This window comes from Salinispora oceanensis, assembly GCF_000383575.1.
Taxonomy (GTDB): domain Bacteria; phylum Actinomycetota; class Actinomycetes; order Mycobacteriales; family Micromonosporaceae; genus Micromonospora; species Micromonospora oceanensis.
Genome location: NZ_KB911579.1, coordinates 2,384,441 through 2,399,742, shown reverse-complemented (window position 1 = coordinate 2,399,742; position 15,302 = coordinate 2,384,441). Strand labels below are relative to the sequence as shown.

Genomic DNA, 15,302 nt, shown 5'->3' with positions numbered 1-15,302 from the left:
GTAGCGCAGGCGTGCTGGATCTGGGTGCCGACACCCGAACCACCCGACGCCCGCTCGCGAACGTGCGCGAGGTGGGAAAGGGCCCGGGGCGGGTGCCGGGCTCCGGCCGGTACGCCACGCGCAGACGTGCCGGTCGCCCCCGCCCGCCTCGGCGCCGCCCCGCCCAACCCCGACCGAGAGGACGTGACCGCCATGATCTACCGGGCCCGACGCCTGTTCTCATCCCAGGTTCGCGCCGCGACCTTCGCCCGGCGTCGTTGGCGCGGCGGTCTGGACCCCGAGCAGGTGTACGCCTACCTTGACCGCGTCGCCGACGAGCTGGAACGACTCACCCGGGAGGCGACCACCGCCCACACCGAGGGTGAGCTGATCCGGCAGGCGTTGCGGCAGTGGCAGTCCCGACACGCCGACTGCCAACCCGCCACCACCCCGAACAGCCGATGGCGCCGCTGAACGCGGTGGACCGACCGCAACTGCCTGCCGCCAGGCGCTGAGCGCGGTGGACCGACCGCACCCAAGTGCCGTTAGGACACGACGTCCTTGCGGGTGAAGCGCCAGAAGGCCAAGCCCCAGAAGAGCGTTGCGTAGCTGATCGCGGAGATCGCTCCCCGGACCACGTCGTCGGTCTGGATCGGTGTCGACAGCAGCCCCAGCCAGGCGGTGCTGTAGTGGGTCGGCAGGAAGGCCCGCAGCACGCCGAGGGCGGTGATCTGGTCGAGGATGCTGGACAGGATCCAGAGCAGCACCGCTCCACCGACCGCGCCCAACGCGGCGTCCGTCGACACCGACAGCAGCACGGCCAGGCCCGCCACCACCAGCAGTACGACGGCCAGGTAGCCGAGCACCGCCAGCAGCCGCAGCAGCCCCTCCCCCGGCTCCAGCTGGGCGGCGACCGTGCTGCGCAGCGGCTCCCACCCGTACCGCAGGGTGCCGAGCAGCAACGCGGTGCCGGCGAGCAGGAGCAGCGCCAGCGCCGAATAGGTGAGCGCCACCAGTAGTTTCACCGCGAGCAGTCGGGCCCGTGGCACCGGCACGGCGAGCAGGTAGCGCAGGCTGCCCCAGCTCGCCTCACTGGCCACAGTATCCCCGCAGAAGAGCGCCACCACGACCACCAGCAGGAACGACGCGGAGACGAAGAGGGTGAAGAGGGTGAAGTTCAGTCCGCCGGAGGTGGCGAACTCGACCAGGCTGCCGAACTCGCCGCGCCCGTTGTCGTCGTCGCCGGAGCCGAACTGGAACGCGATCAGGATGATCAGCGGCAGCAGCACCATGAAGCCCAGCGCGAGCTGGGTCCGTCGCCGCGACGCCTGCCGCCGGAACTCGGCCCGCAACGGCAGCGTGGCGAAGGGCCGGTAGCCCGCCGCCGCGCCGGACGGGGTGCCGCCGGAGTCGCCCGCGTTGGGCTCGACCGTCGTCTGCGCCATCATCGATCCCCGCTTCCCCGAGAGTTCTCGCCGACCAGGGCCAGGAACGCGTCCTCCAGGCGCCGCCGGGGCACCACCCGGTCCACCCCGATGCCGGCCCGCACCAGCTCGGCGACCACCTCGCTGCGGGCGGTGCCGTTGGTGTCCACCACGAGCTGCCCGTCGCCGTCGGGCAGCACCGAGACGCCCGCCAGCCGGTCCAGCACCTCCCGCGCGGCCACCGGGTCGGTGACCTCCAGCAGGACGCTCGGCGACTCGCCAACGATCTCCTCGACCGGGCCGGACGCGACGATCTGCCCCTTGGTCACCACCACCGCGTGGGTGCAGGTCTGCTCCACCTCGGCGAGCAGGTGACTGGAGACCAGCACCGCCCGGCCGTCGGTGGCGTACCGCCGCAGGACCCGGCGCATCTCGGCGATCTGCGGCGGGTCCAGGCCGTCGGTCGGCTCGTCGAGCACCAGCAGCTGCGGCAGGCCGAGCATCGCCTGCGCGATCGCCAGGCGCTGCCGCATGCCGTGGCTGTAGGTCCGCACCTTCCGGTGCACCGAGGTGCCCAGCCCGGCGATCTCCAACGCCTCGTCGAAGTGCGCGTCGGCCCACGGCCGCCCGGTCGCCCGCCAGTACGCCGTCAGGTTGTCCTGCCCGGACAGGTGCGGCAGGAAGCCGGGGCCCTCCACCAGGGCACCGATCCGGGACAGCACCGGGGCGCCCGGCACCAGCCGGTGCCCGAAGACGTAGACCTCGCCGGCGGTCGGCTGGGTCAGCCCCATCAGTACCCGCAGCGTGGTGGTCTTGCCCGCGCCGTTCGGGCCAAGCAGGCCCACCACCTGCCCGGGGTGCACCTCGAAGTCGACGTTGGAGACGGCGACGAAGCCGTCCGCGTACTCCTTGCGCAGTTCCCGGACGGCGAGCGGGACGCCCGCGTACTCCGGGTGGACCCGGCTCTCGCGACGTTGGTGCCGGCGGCGGAGGACGGCGACGACCACGACGAGCCCGACCACGATCGTGGCGATCAGCCCGGCGAGGACCCAGCGCCAGACGACGGCGTCGGTGGGGATCGGCTCGCTGGCGACTGTGGGCAGGGTGACCGCCCCGCTCGCCAGGGCCACGCTGTAGACGGCCGGTTCGACCGGGGTGGCGTACGCCTGGTCGGAGGTCGCCACCACGACCCGCAGCCGGTGCCCGGCCTCGATCCGGCGGACGATCGCCGGCAGGGTGACGGTGACCGGTTCGGCGTCCTCAACGGCCGCCGGTAGCCCTTCCAGCCGGATCGGCGCGACCAGCCCGTTCGGTAGGGTCGCCGCCCCGTCACCGGCGACGTCGTAGAGCTTGACGAAGAGCACGGCCGTGCCGGTCGGGGACGCGGCCCGGATGGAGACGGTCGGCGCACCGACCACGTCCACCGCCGCCGGCAGCGGTGCGGACTCGAACCGGGCGTGCTGGCCGGGGATGTCCCCGGCGACCCCGTCGAGCAGCGACGAGAGCTCCCCGGCGAAGGGCACCGACGAGATCGCGGCCGGGTTGCCGGCCGGCGGGTTGGCGATGGCTTGGGCCGGACCGCTCACCGACACCGGCTGCCGGCCGGTGCCGCCGACGCCCGGGTAGCCGGTGGCGCGGAAGCCACTGGCGACCAGCCCCCGGTTGAGGGCGTCGAATCCGGCGATCCGGGAGAAGGTGAAGTCGTCGGCGGGGGCCGGGCCCTCGCCCTTGACGTAGTGGTCGAGCCACCGCGCGGTCAGGTGCCGTACCCGGTCCCGGTCGGTCTTCGGGCCGTCGCCGCCGTCGTGCCCGCCGGTGAACCAGGCCACCTGGACGGGGGTGCCGGTCGCGGCGATTTCCCGGGCGTTCGCGTCCGCCTCGGTGAGCGGGAAGAGGGTGTCGGCCGCCCCCTGCACCAGCAGCGTCGGCGCCTCGACCCGGTCGAGCTTCCCGGCCGGGCTGGAGCGGCGCAGCAGTGCGACGGCGTCCGGGTCGGCCCGCCCGGTGGTGGCGATCCGCAGGTACGCGGCGCACACGTCGGGGGCGAACCGCCCGCAGGACGGGTCAACGGCGCCGGCCGTGGTGGCCGCGTTCTCCGGGAGGGAGCCGCCCGGCACGGAACCGCCACCGGGGGCGAGGCCGCCGGCCGGGCCGGAGCCGCCGAGGGGGGCGGGACCGGGGTTGCCGCCGCTGCCGAAGAAGAGCCCGGCCCAGCCCTTCTTGAACACCCCCTGTTCCGGCCCCTCGCCGCTCTGCTCGGGCAGGAAGGAGCGGGCGAGGTCGTTCCAGGTGATCATCGGCACGATCGCGTCGACCCGCTGGTCCTGCGCGGCGAGCAGCAGCGCCAGCGCGCCGCCGTAGGAGCCGCCGACCACGCCCACCCGGGGGTCCCCGGTGGCGTCGGTGACGACCTCCGGGCGGGCGGCCAGCCAGTCCAGCAGGCGCTGCGCGTCGCGGACCTCGTAGTCCGGGTGGTCCAGGTGGATCTGGCCGCCGCTGCGGCCGAAGCCCCGCGCGGTCCAGGTCAGCACCGCGTACCCGCGGTCGGCGAACTCCTCGGCGTCGGCGCGGACCGACTCCTTGGTACCGCCGAAGCCGTGCCCGAGCAGCACGGCCGGCACCGGGGCGTCGGCGGCCGCGGCAGGGGGCAGGTACAGCGTGGTGTCCAGCTCGACCGGCTCGTCGCCGGTCGGCCCGGACCGGACGGTAATCAGCGCCGCCTCGGTGCGCAGGTCCGGCTCGGCGGGCCGGAGGGTCCCGGCGACTCCGGCGGCGAGCAGGACGACGACGACCACCGCTGCCGCCGCGGCCAGCGCACGCCGACGGGTGGGCAGGGCGCGCCGGATCCACGCGGCCGGTGACGGCGATCTCATGCGGCACACGCTACGGGGGGAGAGCTGAGGATCGCCTGAGTGAACAGAGAACGCACCACTGTCGGCGGAGAGCACCGGGCCGTCGCCGGGCTGAGTGCCGGGGTCGGGCTGGGTTGCCGGGTCGGGCGCCGGGGGCGCCGGTCCGGTGCTGTCGGCGTCAGCGGATGCGGCGGGCGGTGAGCACGGTGTCGTGGATGGTCACCGGCGTGCCGTCCGGTGTGGTGGCGGCGCGCGGGCGGGCCGCCAGGGTACGCACCTCCCAGTCCCCGGCGGGCAGCTCCTGTGCCAACTCGTCGGCCGTGTAGAACAGGTCGGGCTCCGGCGGTCGGCGCACACCGGTGTCCAGGTCGCTGGGGTGGTGCCCGACGATCAGCAGGTGGCCGCCTGGGGCCACCCGGGTGGCGAGAGTGGCGAACACCTGTCGTCGCAGCGCCCCGGAGAAGTGCAGGTAGGACGTAGCCACCAGGTCATAACGGGGGCCGTCGTCGGGCTGCCAGTCGCGAATGTCCGCCCGCTCCCACCGCAGTCGCCCCGCCAGGGAAGCGGGTACGCGCTCGGCGGCGCGGGCGAGGGCCTGCGCGGAGAAGTCCACGCCGGTGACCTGCCAGCCGTGTCCGGCCAGCCACATGGCGTCCGCGCCCTCGCCGCAGCCCACCTCCAGGGCCGTACCGGGGGCAAGGGGGGCGGTCTCCTCGACGAGCACGGGGTTGGGGTCGCCGCTCCACACCGGCCCGGCCTCGCTGTATCGCTGGTCCCAGTAGTCAACGTTGAAGAGGGCGTCGAAGTCAGTCATCACAGGTTCCTCTGCCGATTACCGGATCACGCGGAAGTCCCACCCTCCGGCAGCACGACGCGGGAACGCAAACACCTTTGCCAGGACGGCAAATCGGGAGGTGGCGGGCCGCGGCGGCTACCGAGACCCCTTCCGCGTACCGGCTAGGGTTCGGTGGGTGGGGGGACCGGAGCTCGTACTCACCGCCAGCCGACAGCCGGCCGCGCTGGACGCCCGACGGGGCGTCGTGCGGCTGCACCCGGAGGTGCTCACCGCGCTCGGGATCCGCCCCGGCGATCCGGTCCGGCTGGCCGGTCGGCGGGTCACCGCCGCCCGGGCCGAGGCGAGTGAGCCGGAGGCCACCCCCGGGCTGCTTTACGCCGATGACCTGACCCTGGGCAACCTTGGCCTGCGCGACGGCGGTGAGGTCACCGTCGGCCCCACCCCGGTCACCGCCGCCGCCCGGGTGGTGCTCACCGGCGCACCGCAGGTGGTCGCGGCCGTCTCCCCGGAGCTGCTCCGGCTCGCGTTACTCGGCAAGGTGGTCACCACCGGCGACGATGTCTCGCTGCTGCCGCAGGAGCTGCCGCCCCCGGCGGCGCTGCCCCCGGCGGCGCTGCCCGACCCGGCGTTACGTGGCCTCCTAACGGCGGCCCGGCAGAGCCTGGCCAACCGGGTCGGCTACGCCTGGACCAGCACCCTACTCACCGTCACCACCGCCGCACCGGCATCGGCGGCGCTGGTCACGATGAAGACCACCGTCGGGTGGGAGCACGGCCCCGCCACCCATGACCTCACCGCCCACGACCCCGCAGCCCGAGACCTCACCGCCCACGCCCCGGCAGCCCGAGACCTGGCGGCGTTCCGGGCACTCTCCCCCGCCGAGGCCCTGCCCCGGGCTGCCTCGGCCACCGGGGCACGGGACGCCGAGCCGGCGGAGACGACCGAGCCTGCGGAGACGACCGACCCGGCGCCCACGGTGGAGGAGCTACCCGGGCTGCGCGCCCAGGCCGAGGAGCTGACCGAGCTGCTCGACCTCGGCTTCCACCGCGGTGCGGTGCTGCGCCGACTCGGCACCACGGTGACGCTCGGCGTACTCCTGGACGGCCCGGCCGGGTCCGGCAAGTCCGCGCTGGTGCGCGCGGTCGCCGCCCGGGTCGGTGCGCGGGTTCGGCCGCTCTGGGGGCCGGAACTCGCCGCGTTGACCAACCCGGCCGCCGCCGAGCGGCTGCGGGCCGCGGCCGCCGCGGTACGCACCGACGAACCGGCCGTCCTGCTGGTCACCGACGTGGAGGCGCTCGCCCCGGCCGCCGCGCCCGGCCCGATGGCCACCGTCTTCCGCCAGGTGGTGGCCGAGACCGTCGCGGCCGGGGCCGCCGTGGTCTGCACCACCAGCCGCCTCGACGCCGTGGACCCCGTCCTGCGTACCCCGGACCTGCTCTCGCTGCGGGTCAGCGTCCCGCTGCCGGACGCCGCCCTGCGCCGGGAGCAGCTCGCGGTGCTGACCCGACCGGTGCCGCTCGCCGAGGACGTACGGCTGGACGAGGTCGCGGCGCGTACGCCCGGTTTCGTCGCCGCCGACCTGGCCGCGCTGGTCCGCGAGGCGGGGGTCCGGGCCGCCCTGCGGCAGAAGACGGTGGAGCAGCCCCGCATGACGATGGCCGACCTGCACGCGGCGCTGACGGTGGTCCGCCCGACCACTATGGCCGCGTCGACCCTGGAGCTGGCGTCGGTGACCCTCGACGACGTGGGGGACCTGGCCGAGGTCAAGCAGACCCTTACCGAGTCGGTGTTGTGGCCCCTCACCTATCCGGACACCTTCACCCGGCTGGGGGTGCAGCCGCCCCGCGGGGTTCTGCTCTACGGCCCGCCAGGCTGCGGCAAGACGTACCTGGTGGCCGCGTTGGCCGGTTCCGGCCGGGCGAACGTGCTCTCGGTGAAGGGCGCCGAGCTGCTGTCGAAGTGGGTGGGCGAGAGCGAGCGCGCGGTGCGCGAGCTGTTCCGTCGGGCCCGCGAGGCCGCGCCGACGCTGGTCTTCCTGGACGAGGTGGACGCGCTGGCGCCGGTACGCGGTCAGGCCACCGACGGCGGTACGGCCGACCGGGTGGTGGCCGCCCTCCTCACCGAACTGGACGGAGTGGAGTCCTTACGCAACGTGGTTGTGGTGGGTGCGACCAACCGTCCGGATCTGGTCGACCCGGCTCTCCTGCGCCCGGGCCGGATGGAGCGGCTGGTCTACGTCCCACCGCCGGACGAGGCGGGCCGCGCGGAGATCCTGCGGGCGGCGTCGCGCACCGTGCCGCTCGCTCCGGAGGTAGACCTCGGTGCGCTCGCCGGGGACCTGGACGGCTTCTCCGCCGCGGACTGCGCGGCCCTGGTCCGGGAGGCGGCGCTCGCCGCGATGCGCGAATCACTCGCCGCGGCGACGGTGACCACCGCCCACGTCGCGGTCGCCCGCACCCGCGTACGCCCCTCCCTGGACCCGGCCCAGGTCGCCTGGCTGGCCGAGTACGCGAAGAAACGTCAGTAATCCTTCGGCGTAACGTCCAGCGACAGCTCGGCGTGGACCTGGCCGTTCGCTTCGCGCAACCGCGCGCCGCAGTTGGTGAGCACGGAGAGCGCACCCCGGTTGTCGGGGGTGGTCGCCGCGACCACCCGGCGCATGCCGGCCGCGGCGGCCTTGTTGAGCAGTTCCCGGAGCGCGGCCGCTCCGATCCCCCGGCCCCGCGCCGAACGCCCCAGCCACAGCCCGGTCTCCACCGCCTCCGGCTCGGCGCAGCGGGTCATCCGGATCACCCCGACGACCTCGCCGGCGGCCAGGACGGCGTACATTCGGGTGCGGGTCGGGCCCGGCAACCCGGCGAAGCTGGCCCGGTGGAACTCGCGGAACGCCTCTCGCCGGGCCTGCGACCAGCCGGCCGGGGCCTCGACCGGCGGCATGACATCGGCCGGATCCGCCTCAGCAGCAGCTACGGAGAGCAACGATTCAAGGTTGCGTTCACTCACCGGCTCCAACCGCACGTCACCCGCCACGTCCGGCAGTCTGCCGGGCTCATCGGCGAGCGTCCAGCTCAAACGGGGCGGACTGACGATCCGGACGAAGAGATCGGCCAGTCGGCCCTACCCGAATCCTCCTCACCCTCCGTTGCTGGTTTCTCCGTCCCGCGCCGCGGCAGCAGGTAGCGTCAGCACTGGTGGCCCGCCGGGCTTCCGTGGCACGAGCCGACTTTTGCGACAGGGGGATCGCGGATGTTGCAGCGCCTACACGAGACCGGCCTCCGAGCCGAGCACGCCTATCTCGCGGGTTTCATAAGCATTGGCCTGTCTTTCGGCAGTTGGTTCCTCTCGAAGCATCTGGAGCGGGCGGGCATGGCCCGCGCCGACCGTTGGGGGATCTTCATCGGCGAGTGGGCTCCGACCTTCTTCGCCATCGGTAACGGCCTACGCATGCACGAAAAACGCTGATCCGACCGAGGGGGTCGGCGCTGCCGACCCCTCAGCGACGTCGGTCGCGGGCTCGGGCCGAGCGCAGGCGACGCAGCCGCCCCACCAGGAGCGGCTCGGCAGCCAGGGCCGCCGGATTGTCCAGCAACCCGTTCAACAGCTGGTAGTAGCGGGTGGCGGTGCAGCCGAACCGGTCCCGGATGGCCTGTTCCTTGGCGCCCGGATGCCGCCACCACTGCTGCTCGAAGTCGAGGATGTCCCGCTCTCGCTCGGTCAGGCCGGCGGTCGAGTCGAGGGCGTCTCCCGGCGCGGCGTCGCCCAACGGCGCACCGCCGTCGGCGTCGGACAGCGCACCGCCGTCGGCCCCCACGACGTCCGACTCAGGGTTGGCCGACGCGACGGCCTCGACCTCGGGCACCGGCCGGGGCGGTGGTACGACGGAGCGCCCGCGTCCTTCGCCAGGTCGCCCGTCGCCGGAGGGCTCGGCGGCGGTCGGGGCGGTGTCGGGCGGCATGACCCTCCTCGCGGGGGCGGTCGGCTCGGTACGGCCGACCCGGGGGTGCCTCAGCCTAGTCCGCCGCTCGGCCAGCCGCACGAGACGGCTGGCCAAGCGGCGAGGCGAGCGGGCCTGGTGGGGGGCTCACCGGACGGCGAGCCGGTCCGACGGGCCCGGGGTGGTTGCCCTGGCGTCAGGAGATGTCTCGCCGACGTATCGCCCAGCACGCACCGCCGAGAATGAGCACCAGCCCCACCACGAGCAGCCCGGAAGAATGTTGCCAGGTGAGGGTCAGCGTCTCCGGTTCACATGGACCGAAGGGGTTGCGCTGGCACAGCTGCCAGTCCTGGAGGACAACCTCCTTCTCCACCCAGGCCTGCACGTAGGTGGGGAGCAACCATGCCGCGATGAACTTCGCTTCGATCAGGTCGAGCAACACTCCCAGGCCGACCTGCCCGACCACCACCACCCCGACCGCGCCACCCAGCGCCATCGCGGTGTGCCGGCCGAGCGAGGCCAGACCGAAGCCGAGAGCGGCGGCGACCAGGGCGAGCACCACGCCACGCAGGCCGGCCAGGGCGAAGGACTGCCAGGCACCGGCGGTCATCCCTTCGGTGCTGCCACGCGTGGTGGCGATCAGCCAGAAACTGCCGAACCAGAGCACCGTCGTGGTCACCGCCAACGCCAGCAGCCCGGTGAGCAGGGCGGCCAGCTTGGTGAGCAGGACGGTCACCCGCTTCGGCCGCCACAACAGCATGGTCATCATGCCGCCGGTGTTCCACTCGGCGCCCACGAACGAGGAGCCCACCACGAAACCGACCAGGGCCAGGATCCCCGCGAGCGCCATCAGCGTCTGGCCGAAGCTGGCCCGAAAGTCGAAGGTGGTCGGTAGGTACTGCTCCGCCGGGTAGACGTCCCGGGGTGGGGGCGAGATCTGGGAGCAGTCCGGGGGGAAGCGATCAGACTGGTCGCCCCGGGCCGCCGCCTGCTCGCACTCGGCCCGCAACTCTTCGGTCTGCCGCACCTGCTGCTGCCAGTACTGCTCGGCGGCCACCTGGGCCTTGGCCCGGGCCGCGTCGTCGATCTTCTGGTTCGACAGGAAGACCCCGACGGCCACGGTTGCCAACACCGCCAGGCCCAGCACCGTCGCCCAGCGGGTGAGGCGCCGCAGCACCAGCCGGCGTAGTTCCGCACGATAGAGACTCACGCGCCCCACCCTCCTGCGCTGCGCTGACCCACCATGGCAGGTCGCGCCGACTGGTCGACCTGCCGGCTCTGGCCGGGGGCCGGAGCGGTGGCGGTCAGCTCGAGGAAGACACTCTCCAGGTCGGCATCGACCCAGACCAGCTCGCTGACGTACAGGCCCTGACCGGCGAGGAGGCGGGTCACCATGGCGGCTTCCTCCACCCCCTCGAGCAGCAGGTGGTCCGGTTCCCGGGTGACGCGGAACCCCGCCCGGGTCAGCGCCTCACCCGCCTCCGGCAGGTCGGCCACCGCTTCCAGGCGCACCCGGACGGTGCCGGCCGAGTGGGCCGCCAGCACCTTCTCCACCGGGCCGAACGCGACCCGGCGCCCCAACGAGATGATCGTGACCGAGTCGCAGATCAGTTGGATCTCGGCGAGGATGTGGCTGGAGAGCAGCACCGTGGTGCCCGCCTCGGCCAGGTTCCGCATCAACGCCCGCATCTCCCGGATGCCACCCGGGTCGAGCCCGTTTGCCGGCTCATCCAGGATCAGCAGTCGTGGGTCCTTCAACAGGGCGGAGGCGACGGCCAGCCGCTGCTTCATGCCGAGCGAGTAGGTCTTCACCCGCTCCCGGGACCGGTCTCGCAGCCCCACCAGCTCCAGCACCTCGTCGATCCGGGTGGAGCGGACCTGGCCCGCGGTGGCCAGCAGGGACAGGGTTTCCCGGGCGGTGAAGTGTGGGAAGAACTGCGGGCTCTCCACGATCGCGCCGACCTGACCGGCGACCGCGGACAGGTCTGCCGGGACCTCGTGGTCGAGCAGTCGCATCCGACCGCCGTCGGGCCGGATGAGCCCGAGCAGCGTACGGAGGGTGGTCGTCTTACCCGAACCGTTCGGGCCGAGGAAGCCGTGCACCTGGCCCGCCTCCACCCGCATGTCGAAGCCGTCGAGCGCGTTGCGGGTGCCGCGCCTTCGGCTTCGATAGGACTTTTGGAGACCTTCTATTTCCAGGACAGCCGTCAAGCTGCACCTCCCCCGTTGGCGGCACTCCCGACACAATACGTGGTACTACCCTTTGCGCAATACCCATTCGGTGCATCGCGTCGGAAAGCGGCGATAGGAGGGTTGGTCGTGCGATTCAGGCGCAGACGACCCGCACGTCAGCGGCACGGAAGGCGGCGACCACCTCGGGCGCCGCACCGGAGTCCGTGACCAGGGTCTCCATCCGGTCCACCGAGCAGATCCGGGCAAAGGCGTGGCCACCCAGCTTGGAGGAGTCGGCGATCACCACCACCCGCTTCGCCCGCGCCACCATCAGGCTGTTCATCGCCGCTTCCCCCTCATGATGGGCGGCGGCGCCGAGCTGGGGGTCAACCGCGTCCACCCCGAGCAGGGCCACATCCAGGGTGACCTCCCGCAGCAGGGCCCCGCCCAGCGGGCCGACCAGCTCGAATGACTTGGGTCGCACCACCCCACCGGCCACCACGACCTTCATCCGGGACCGGACCAGCAGCTCGTTGGCGATGTTGAGGGCGTTGGTGACCACGGTGAGCTGGGCACCCTCGGCGCTGGTGTTCAGATCCGGCCGTACGGCCAGCGCTCGCGCCACCTCGGTGCTGGTGGTGCCGCCGTTGAGGCCGACCACCGTGCCCGGGGACACCAGCGCCGCGGCCGCCGCGCCGATCCGCTGCTTCTCGGCCGAATGCTTCGCGGACTTGTACCGCAGCGGCAGGTCGTACGAGACGCCGTTGGCGACCGCCCCACCGCGGGTACGCGTGATCATCTGTTGCTGGGCGAGCTGGTCGAAGTCTCGGCGGATGGTGGCCTGCGAGACGGCCAGGCGCTCAGCGGCCCCCTCGACACTGACCCGCCCGCTGTCGGTCAGCATCTCGAGCAGGGCGTTCCATCTCGCGTACCGGTCCACCCCGAGCCCTCCAGCGGCTGCACGATCGGTGATTGTGCGTGCACACTAGTGCGCGAAACTACGTATAGGCAACGCCGCTTCTGCTCGATCCCCGGCCTGGTTGCCACCACCACCCAAATCGGCGCACAATAGCGCGCGAAAGCCGGGCCTAACGAGCCAAATTGCGCACGTTTCTGGAGAAGCCTGATGTCGTACGTCGACATGGAGATCGCGAGTCAACCCGACTGCTGGCGGACCGCGGCACGGCTGGCCACCTCGGTGGCCGACCAGCTGCCCCAGCCCGGCGAGCGAGTCGCCGTTGTGGGATGTGGCACCTCCTGGTTCATGGCGATGGCCTACGCCGCCCGCCGCGAGCACGCCGGTCACGGCGAGACCGACGCCTTCCAGGCCAGCGAGTTTCCCACCGGCCGCCGCTACGACCGGTTGATCGCGATCACCCGCTCCGGCACCACCACCGAAGTGACCGAGTTGCTCGCCGCACTCCGCGGAGTGCTGCCCACCACCGTCCTGGTCGGTGACCCCGCTGCCCCGGCCGCCGATCTGGCCGACATCACGGTGCCGTTGGCCTTCGCCGACGAACGCGCGGTGGTGCAGACCCGGTTCGCGACGACCGCGCTGGCCCTGCTCCGCGCCCACCTGGGCGACAACATCCCCGCGCTCTCCGCCGACGCCGAGGTAGCAGTGCGCGCCCCCCTACCGATCGACCCCGCCCAGATCGAACAGGTCACCTTCCTGGGCCGGGGCTGGACCGTCGGGCTGGCCCACGAGGCGGCGCTGAAGTGCCGCGAGGCCGCCACCTTCTGGGCCGAGGCGTATCCGGCCATGGACTACCGGCACGGCCCGATCTCCGTCGCCGCGCCAGGCCGGCTGGTCTGGGCCTTCGGGGACCTGCCCGAGGGGCTTGCGGAGGATGTGGCGGCCACCGGTGCCGCCTTCGTGCACAGCCGCACCCACGGGTGCCGCAGCGTGATCGGAAGCTGGGCCGCCGGTCGCACACCGCTGGACCCGATGGCCGACCTGATCCTGGCGCAGCGCTTCGCCGTCACGCTCGCCACCAGCCGTGGCCTCGACCCCGACGCGCCACGGCACCTCGCCCGCTCCGTGGTGCTGGCATGAGCAGCGGAGCGCCGAGTTCGCCGGACGGCGCACCTGACCGACGGCAGGTCGTGGTCGCGATCGATGTCGGCGGCAGCGGAATGAAGTGTGCCCTGGTCCACCGAGACGGCACCGTCGTGCGCACCGAGCACCACCCGACCCAGGCCGCCCGCGGTCCGGCAGCCGTGGTGGACACCATCCTCAACGTGGCTGACGGCCTGGCGGACACCGCCCGCGACGAAGGGCTCACCCCGGTGGCGCTCGGCCTCGCCGTCCCGGGCGTCATCGACGAAGCAGCAGGGGTGGCGATCTGGTCCGCCAACATCGGCTTCCGCGACGTACCCCTGCGGGCCCTGGCCACCGCGCGGCTCGGGATGCCGGCGGCACTCGGCCACGATGTCCGCGTCGGCGGCCTCGCCGAGGCCCGGCTCGGCGCCGGTCGGACCGACCGGCACGTCCTCTTCGTCGCCATCGGCACCGGCATCGCCGCCGCCCATGTGATCGACGGAACGGCCGCCACCGGTGCGCACGGTGCCGCCGGGGAGCTGGGGCACGTTCTGGTCCGTCCTGGTGGACCGCGCTGTGGCTGCGGGCAGGCGGGCTGTCTGGAGGCGGTCGCGTCCGCCTCGGCGGTCGCCCGCCGCTACACGGAGCTGGCCGACAGCACACCGGAGACGAGCGCGGCTGAGGTGGCCGCTCGCGCCCTCGCCGGCGACCAGCTGGCCCAGCGGGTCTGGACGGAGGCGGTCGAGGCCCTCGCCGACGGCCTCGCCACGGGTCAGGCCCTCTTCGACGTGGAGACGATCGTGCTCGGCGGGGGGCTGACCCGCGCCGGTGCCCAGCTACTCGACCCGCTGCGGGCCGCGCTGCACGACCGGATGACCTTCCACCGCGAACCGCGGCTGGTCCCGGCGGCCCTCGGTGCCGAGGCGGGCTGCCTCGGCGCCGCCCTACTCGCCCTCGACAGCCTGGAGCAGCGATGACGGTACGGGTGACCGGCAGGGTGGTGACCCCGGCCGGGGTCATCCGCCAGGGCTGCGTAGAGATCAACAACGAGCAGATCACCGCGGTCGCCGAGTACCCGTCCGGGCGGGACGGGCACTGGATCCTCCCCGGGTTCGTGGACATCCACACCCACGGCGGCGGTGGACACACCTTCACCACCGGAGACGCCGACGAGGCCCGTGCCGCCAGCGGCTTCCACCTCCGGCACGGCACCACCACCCTGCTGGCCAGCCTGGTGAGTTCGCCGTTCGAGCTGATGCGCGCCGCCACCACCGCCTACCGACCGCTGGTGGCCGAAGGGGTGCTCGCCGGGATTCACTTCGAAGGCCCGTACCTCTCCGCGGCCCGCTGCGGGGCGCAGAACCCGGCGTACCTGCGCGATCCCTCCACCGCGGAGCTGACCGAGCTGCTGAAGCTGGGCCACGGGACGATCCGGATGGTCACCCTCGCCCCGGAACGCGAGGGAGCGACCGCGGCGATCAAGCTACTCACCGCCCACGGCGTGGTCGCGGCGATCGGCCACACTGATGCCACGTACGAGCAGACCCAGGCCGCCATCGCCGCCGGCGCGAGCGTCGCCACCCACCTGTTCAACGCGATGCGCCCCGTGCACCACCGGGAACCGGGGCCGGTGATCGCCCTGCTGGAGGCCCCCTCCGTGGTCTGCGAACTGGTCGCCGACGGGGTGCACCTGCACGACGGCATGCTGGCATTCGCCACCACCACCGCCGGCGTGGAGCGGGCCGCCCTGGTCACCGACGCGATGGCCGCCGCCGGCCAGCCCGACGGCGAGTACGAGCTGGGCGGGCAGCGGGTCACCGTGACCGCTGGCGTGGCCCGGCTCGCCAGCGACGGCGCGGTCGCCGGCAGCACGCTGACGATGGATACCGCGTTCCGGAACGCGGTCGCCACCGGGGTCGCCGTCCCGGAGGCCGCCCGGATGGTGGCCACCACGCCCGCCCGCGCGATCGGGCTCGGCGATCGGGTCGGCGCCCTCCAGCCCGGTCTCCGGGCGGACCTGGTGATACTCGACGACGACCTGAACGTGGTCCGGGTGATGCGCGCGGGCACCTGGCTGGACTGACCGCCGGGGCGCGACGCTGGC

The 15,302-nt window shown here is 73.2% G+C and carries 14 protein-coding genes; 6 read left to right on the top strand and 8 right to left on the bottom strand.

Going from position 1 to position 15,302, the window contains the following annotated elements; all coding sequences use genetic code 11:
• Positions 1–183: 183 nt before the first annotated feature.
• Positions 184–453: a DivIVA domain-containing protein gene (locus SALPAC4_RS28950; protein WP_027644645.1), complete on the top strand. Its 270-nt coding sequence runs from the start codon at positions 184–186 to the stop codon at positions 451–453.
• Between the two features lie 71 nt (positions 454–524).
• On the opposite strand, the gene SALPAC4_RS0111240 is transcribed toward SALPAC4_RS28950, so the two are convergent.
• The 3 genes from SALPAC4_RS0111240 to SALPAC4_RS0111230 all read right to left on the bottom strand — a co-directional run bounded on the left by SALPAC4_RS0111240 (position 525) and on the right by SALPAC4_RS0111230 (position 5,069).
• Entirely contained in the window at positions 525–1,424 is a 900-nt protein-coding gene (locus SALPAC4_RS0111240) for an ABC transporter permease (protein ID WP_019870403.1), read from the bottom strand.
• Positions 1,424–4,276: an alpha/beta fold hydrolase gene (locus tag SALPAC4_RS0111235; protein WP_019870402.1), complete on the bottom strand. Its 2,853-nt coding sequence runs from the start codon at positions 4,274–4,276 to the stop codon at positions 1,424–1,426. Before SALPAC4_RS0111235 ends, SALPAC4_RS0111240 begins: the two co-directional genes overlap by 1 nt.
• Positions 4,277–4,433: 157 nt before the next feature.
• The gene (locus tag SALPAC4_RS0111230) at positions 4,434–5,069 is read right to left on the bottom strand and encodes a class I SAM-dependent methyltransferase (protein ID WP_019870401.1); all 636 of its coding nucleotides are present in this window, start codon (positions 5,067–5,069) and stop codon (positions 4,434–4,436) included.
• Positions 5,070–5,226: 157 nt separating this feature from the next.
• Here SALPAC4_RS0111230 and SALPAC4_RS0111225 point away from each other — a divergent pair, with 157 nt between their 5' ends.
• Positions 5,227–7,578: an AAA family ATPase gene (locus SALPAC4_RS0111225; RefSeq protein ID WP_019870400.1), complete on the top strand. Its 2,352-nt coding sequence runs from the start codon at positions 5,227–5,229 to the stop codon at positions 7,576–7,578.
• Here the strand turns inward: SALPAC4_RS0111225 and SALPAC4_RS0111220 are convergent.
• Positions 7,572–8,081 (bottom strand): GNAT family N-acetyltransferase, encoded by a 510-nt coding sequence (locus SALPAC4_RS0111220; RefSeq protein WP_027644646.1) that lies wholly within the window; start codon positions 8,079–8,081, stop codon positions 7,572–7,574. The two genes, SALPAC4_RS0111225 and SALPAC4_RS0111220, sit on opposite strands and share 7 nt — an antisense overlap.
• 216 nt (positions 8,082–8,297) lie before the next feature.
• Between SALPAC4_RS0111220 and SALPAC4_RS0111215 the strand changes: the two genes are divergently transcribed.
• Entirely contained in the window at positions 8,298–8,513 is a 216-nt protein-coding gene (locus tag SALPAC4_RS0111215) for a hypothetical protein (RefSeq protein ID WP_018218042.1), read from the top strand.
• 31 nt (positions 8,514–8,544) lie between these two features.
• Here the strand turns inward: SALPAC4_RS0111215 and SALPAC4_RS0111210 are convergent, their stop codons facing one another.
• From SALPAC4_RS0111210 to SALPAC4_RS0111195, 4 genes are all read right to left on the bottom strand, one after another.
• A complete protein-coding gene (locus SALPAC4_RS0111210) occupies positions 8,545–9,006 on the bottom strand; it encodes a DUF3263 domain-containing protein (protein ID WP_019870398.1) in 462 nt (153 codons plus the stop codon).
• A 175-nt stretch (positions 9,007–9,181) separates the two neighbouring features.
• On the bottom strand, positions 9,182–10,195 hold the full coding sequence (locus SALPAC4_RS0111205; RefSeq protein ID WP_027644647.1) for an ABC transporter permease subunit: 1,014 nt from the start codon (positions 10,193–10,195) through the stop codon (positions 9,182–9,184).
• Positions 10,192–11,196, bottom strand: a complete 1,005-nt coding sequence (locus SALPAC4_RS0111200) for an ATP-binding cassette domain-containing protein (RefSeq protein ID WP_033664955.1) — start codon at positions 11,194–11,196, stop codon at positions 10,192–10,194. The genes SALPAC4_RS0111205 and SALPAC4_RS0111200 overlap by 4 nt, the downstream gene beginning before the upstream one ends.
• Before the next feature lie 115 nt (positions 11,197–11,311).
• Positions 11,312–12,097, bottom strand: a complete 786-nt coding sequence (locus SALPAC4_RS0111195) for a DeoR/GlpR family DNA-binding transcription regulator (RefSeq protein WP_019870395.1) — start codon at positions 12,095–12,097, stop codon at positions 11,312–11,314.
• Between the two features lie 186 nt (positions 12,098–12,283).
• Between SALPAC4_RS0111195 and SALPAC4_RS0111190 the strand changes: the two genes are divergently transcribed.
• The 3 genes from SALPAC4_RS0111190 to nagA are packed head-to-tail and all read left to right on the top strand — an operon-like array spanning position 12,284 to position 15,281.
• Positions 12,284–13,213 carry an SIS domain-containing protein gene (locus SALPAC4_RS0111190; RefSeq protein ID WP_019870394.1) on the top strand — a complete coding sequence of 310 codons (930 nt, stop codon included), beginning with the start codon at positions 12,284–12,286 and terminating at the stop codon, positions 13,211–13,213.
• Complete coding sequence (locus SALPAC4_RS0111185; RefSeq protein ID WP_027644648.1) at positions 13,210–14,175, top strand: ROK family protein; 966 nt, start codon at positions 13,210–13,212, stop codon at positions 14,173–14,175. Before SALPAC4_RS0111190 ends, SALPAC4_RS0111185 begins: the two co-directional genes overlap by 4 nt.
• Positions 14,172–15,281 carry an N-acetylglucosamine-6-phosphate deacetylase gene (gene nagA / locus SALPAC4_RS0111180; RefSeq protein ID WP_019870392.1) on the top strand — a complete coding sequence of 370 codons (1,110 nt, stop codon included), beginning with the start codon at positions 14,172–14,174 and terminating at the stop codon, positions 15,279–15,281. The genes SALPAC4_RS0111185 and nagA overlap by 4 nt, the downstream gene beginning before the upstream one ends.
• The last annotated feature ends 21 nt before the right edge of the window (positions 15,282–15,302 follow it).

Bases quoted from the DNA above. Each gene is read 5' to 3' on its own strand.
- SALPAC4_RS0111235 (WP_019870402.1), bottom strand. From the start codon at position 4,276: ATGAGATCGCCGTCACCGGCCGCGTGGATCCGGCGCGCCCTGCCCACC.
- SALPAC4_RS0111240 (WP_019870403.1), bottom strand. From the start codon at position 1,424: ATGGCGCAGACGACGGTCGAGCCCAACGCGGGCGACTCCGGCGGCACC.
- SALPAC4_RS0111215 (WP_018218042.1), top strand. From the start codon at position 8,298: ATGTTGCAGCGCCTACACGAGACCGGCCTCCGAGCCGAGCACGCCTAT.
- nagA (WP_019870392.1), top strand. From the start codon at position 14,172: ATGACGGTACGGGTGACCGGCAGGGTGGTGACCCCGGCCGGGGTCATC.
- SALPAC4_RS0111185 (WP_027644648.1), top strand. From the start codon at position 13,210: ATGAGCAGCGGAGCGCCGAGTTCGCCGGACGGCGCACCTGACCGACGG.
- SALPAC4_RS0111190 (WP_019870394.1), top strand. From the start codon at position 12,284: ATGTCGTACGTCGACATGGAGATCGCGAGTCAACCCGACTGCTGGCGG.
- SALPAC4_RS0111230 (WP_019870401.1), bottom strand. From the start codon at position 5,069: ATGACTGACTTCGACGCCCTCTTCAACGTTGACTACTGGGACCAGCGA.
- SALPAC4_RS0111210 (WP_019870398.1), bottom strand. From the start codon at position 9,006: ATGCCGCCCGACACCGCCCCGACCGCCGCCGAGCCCTCCGGCGACGGG.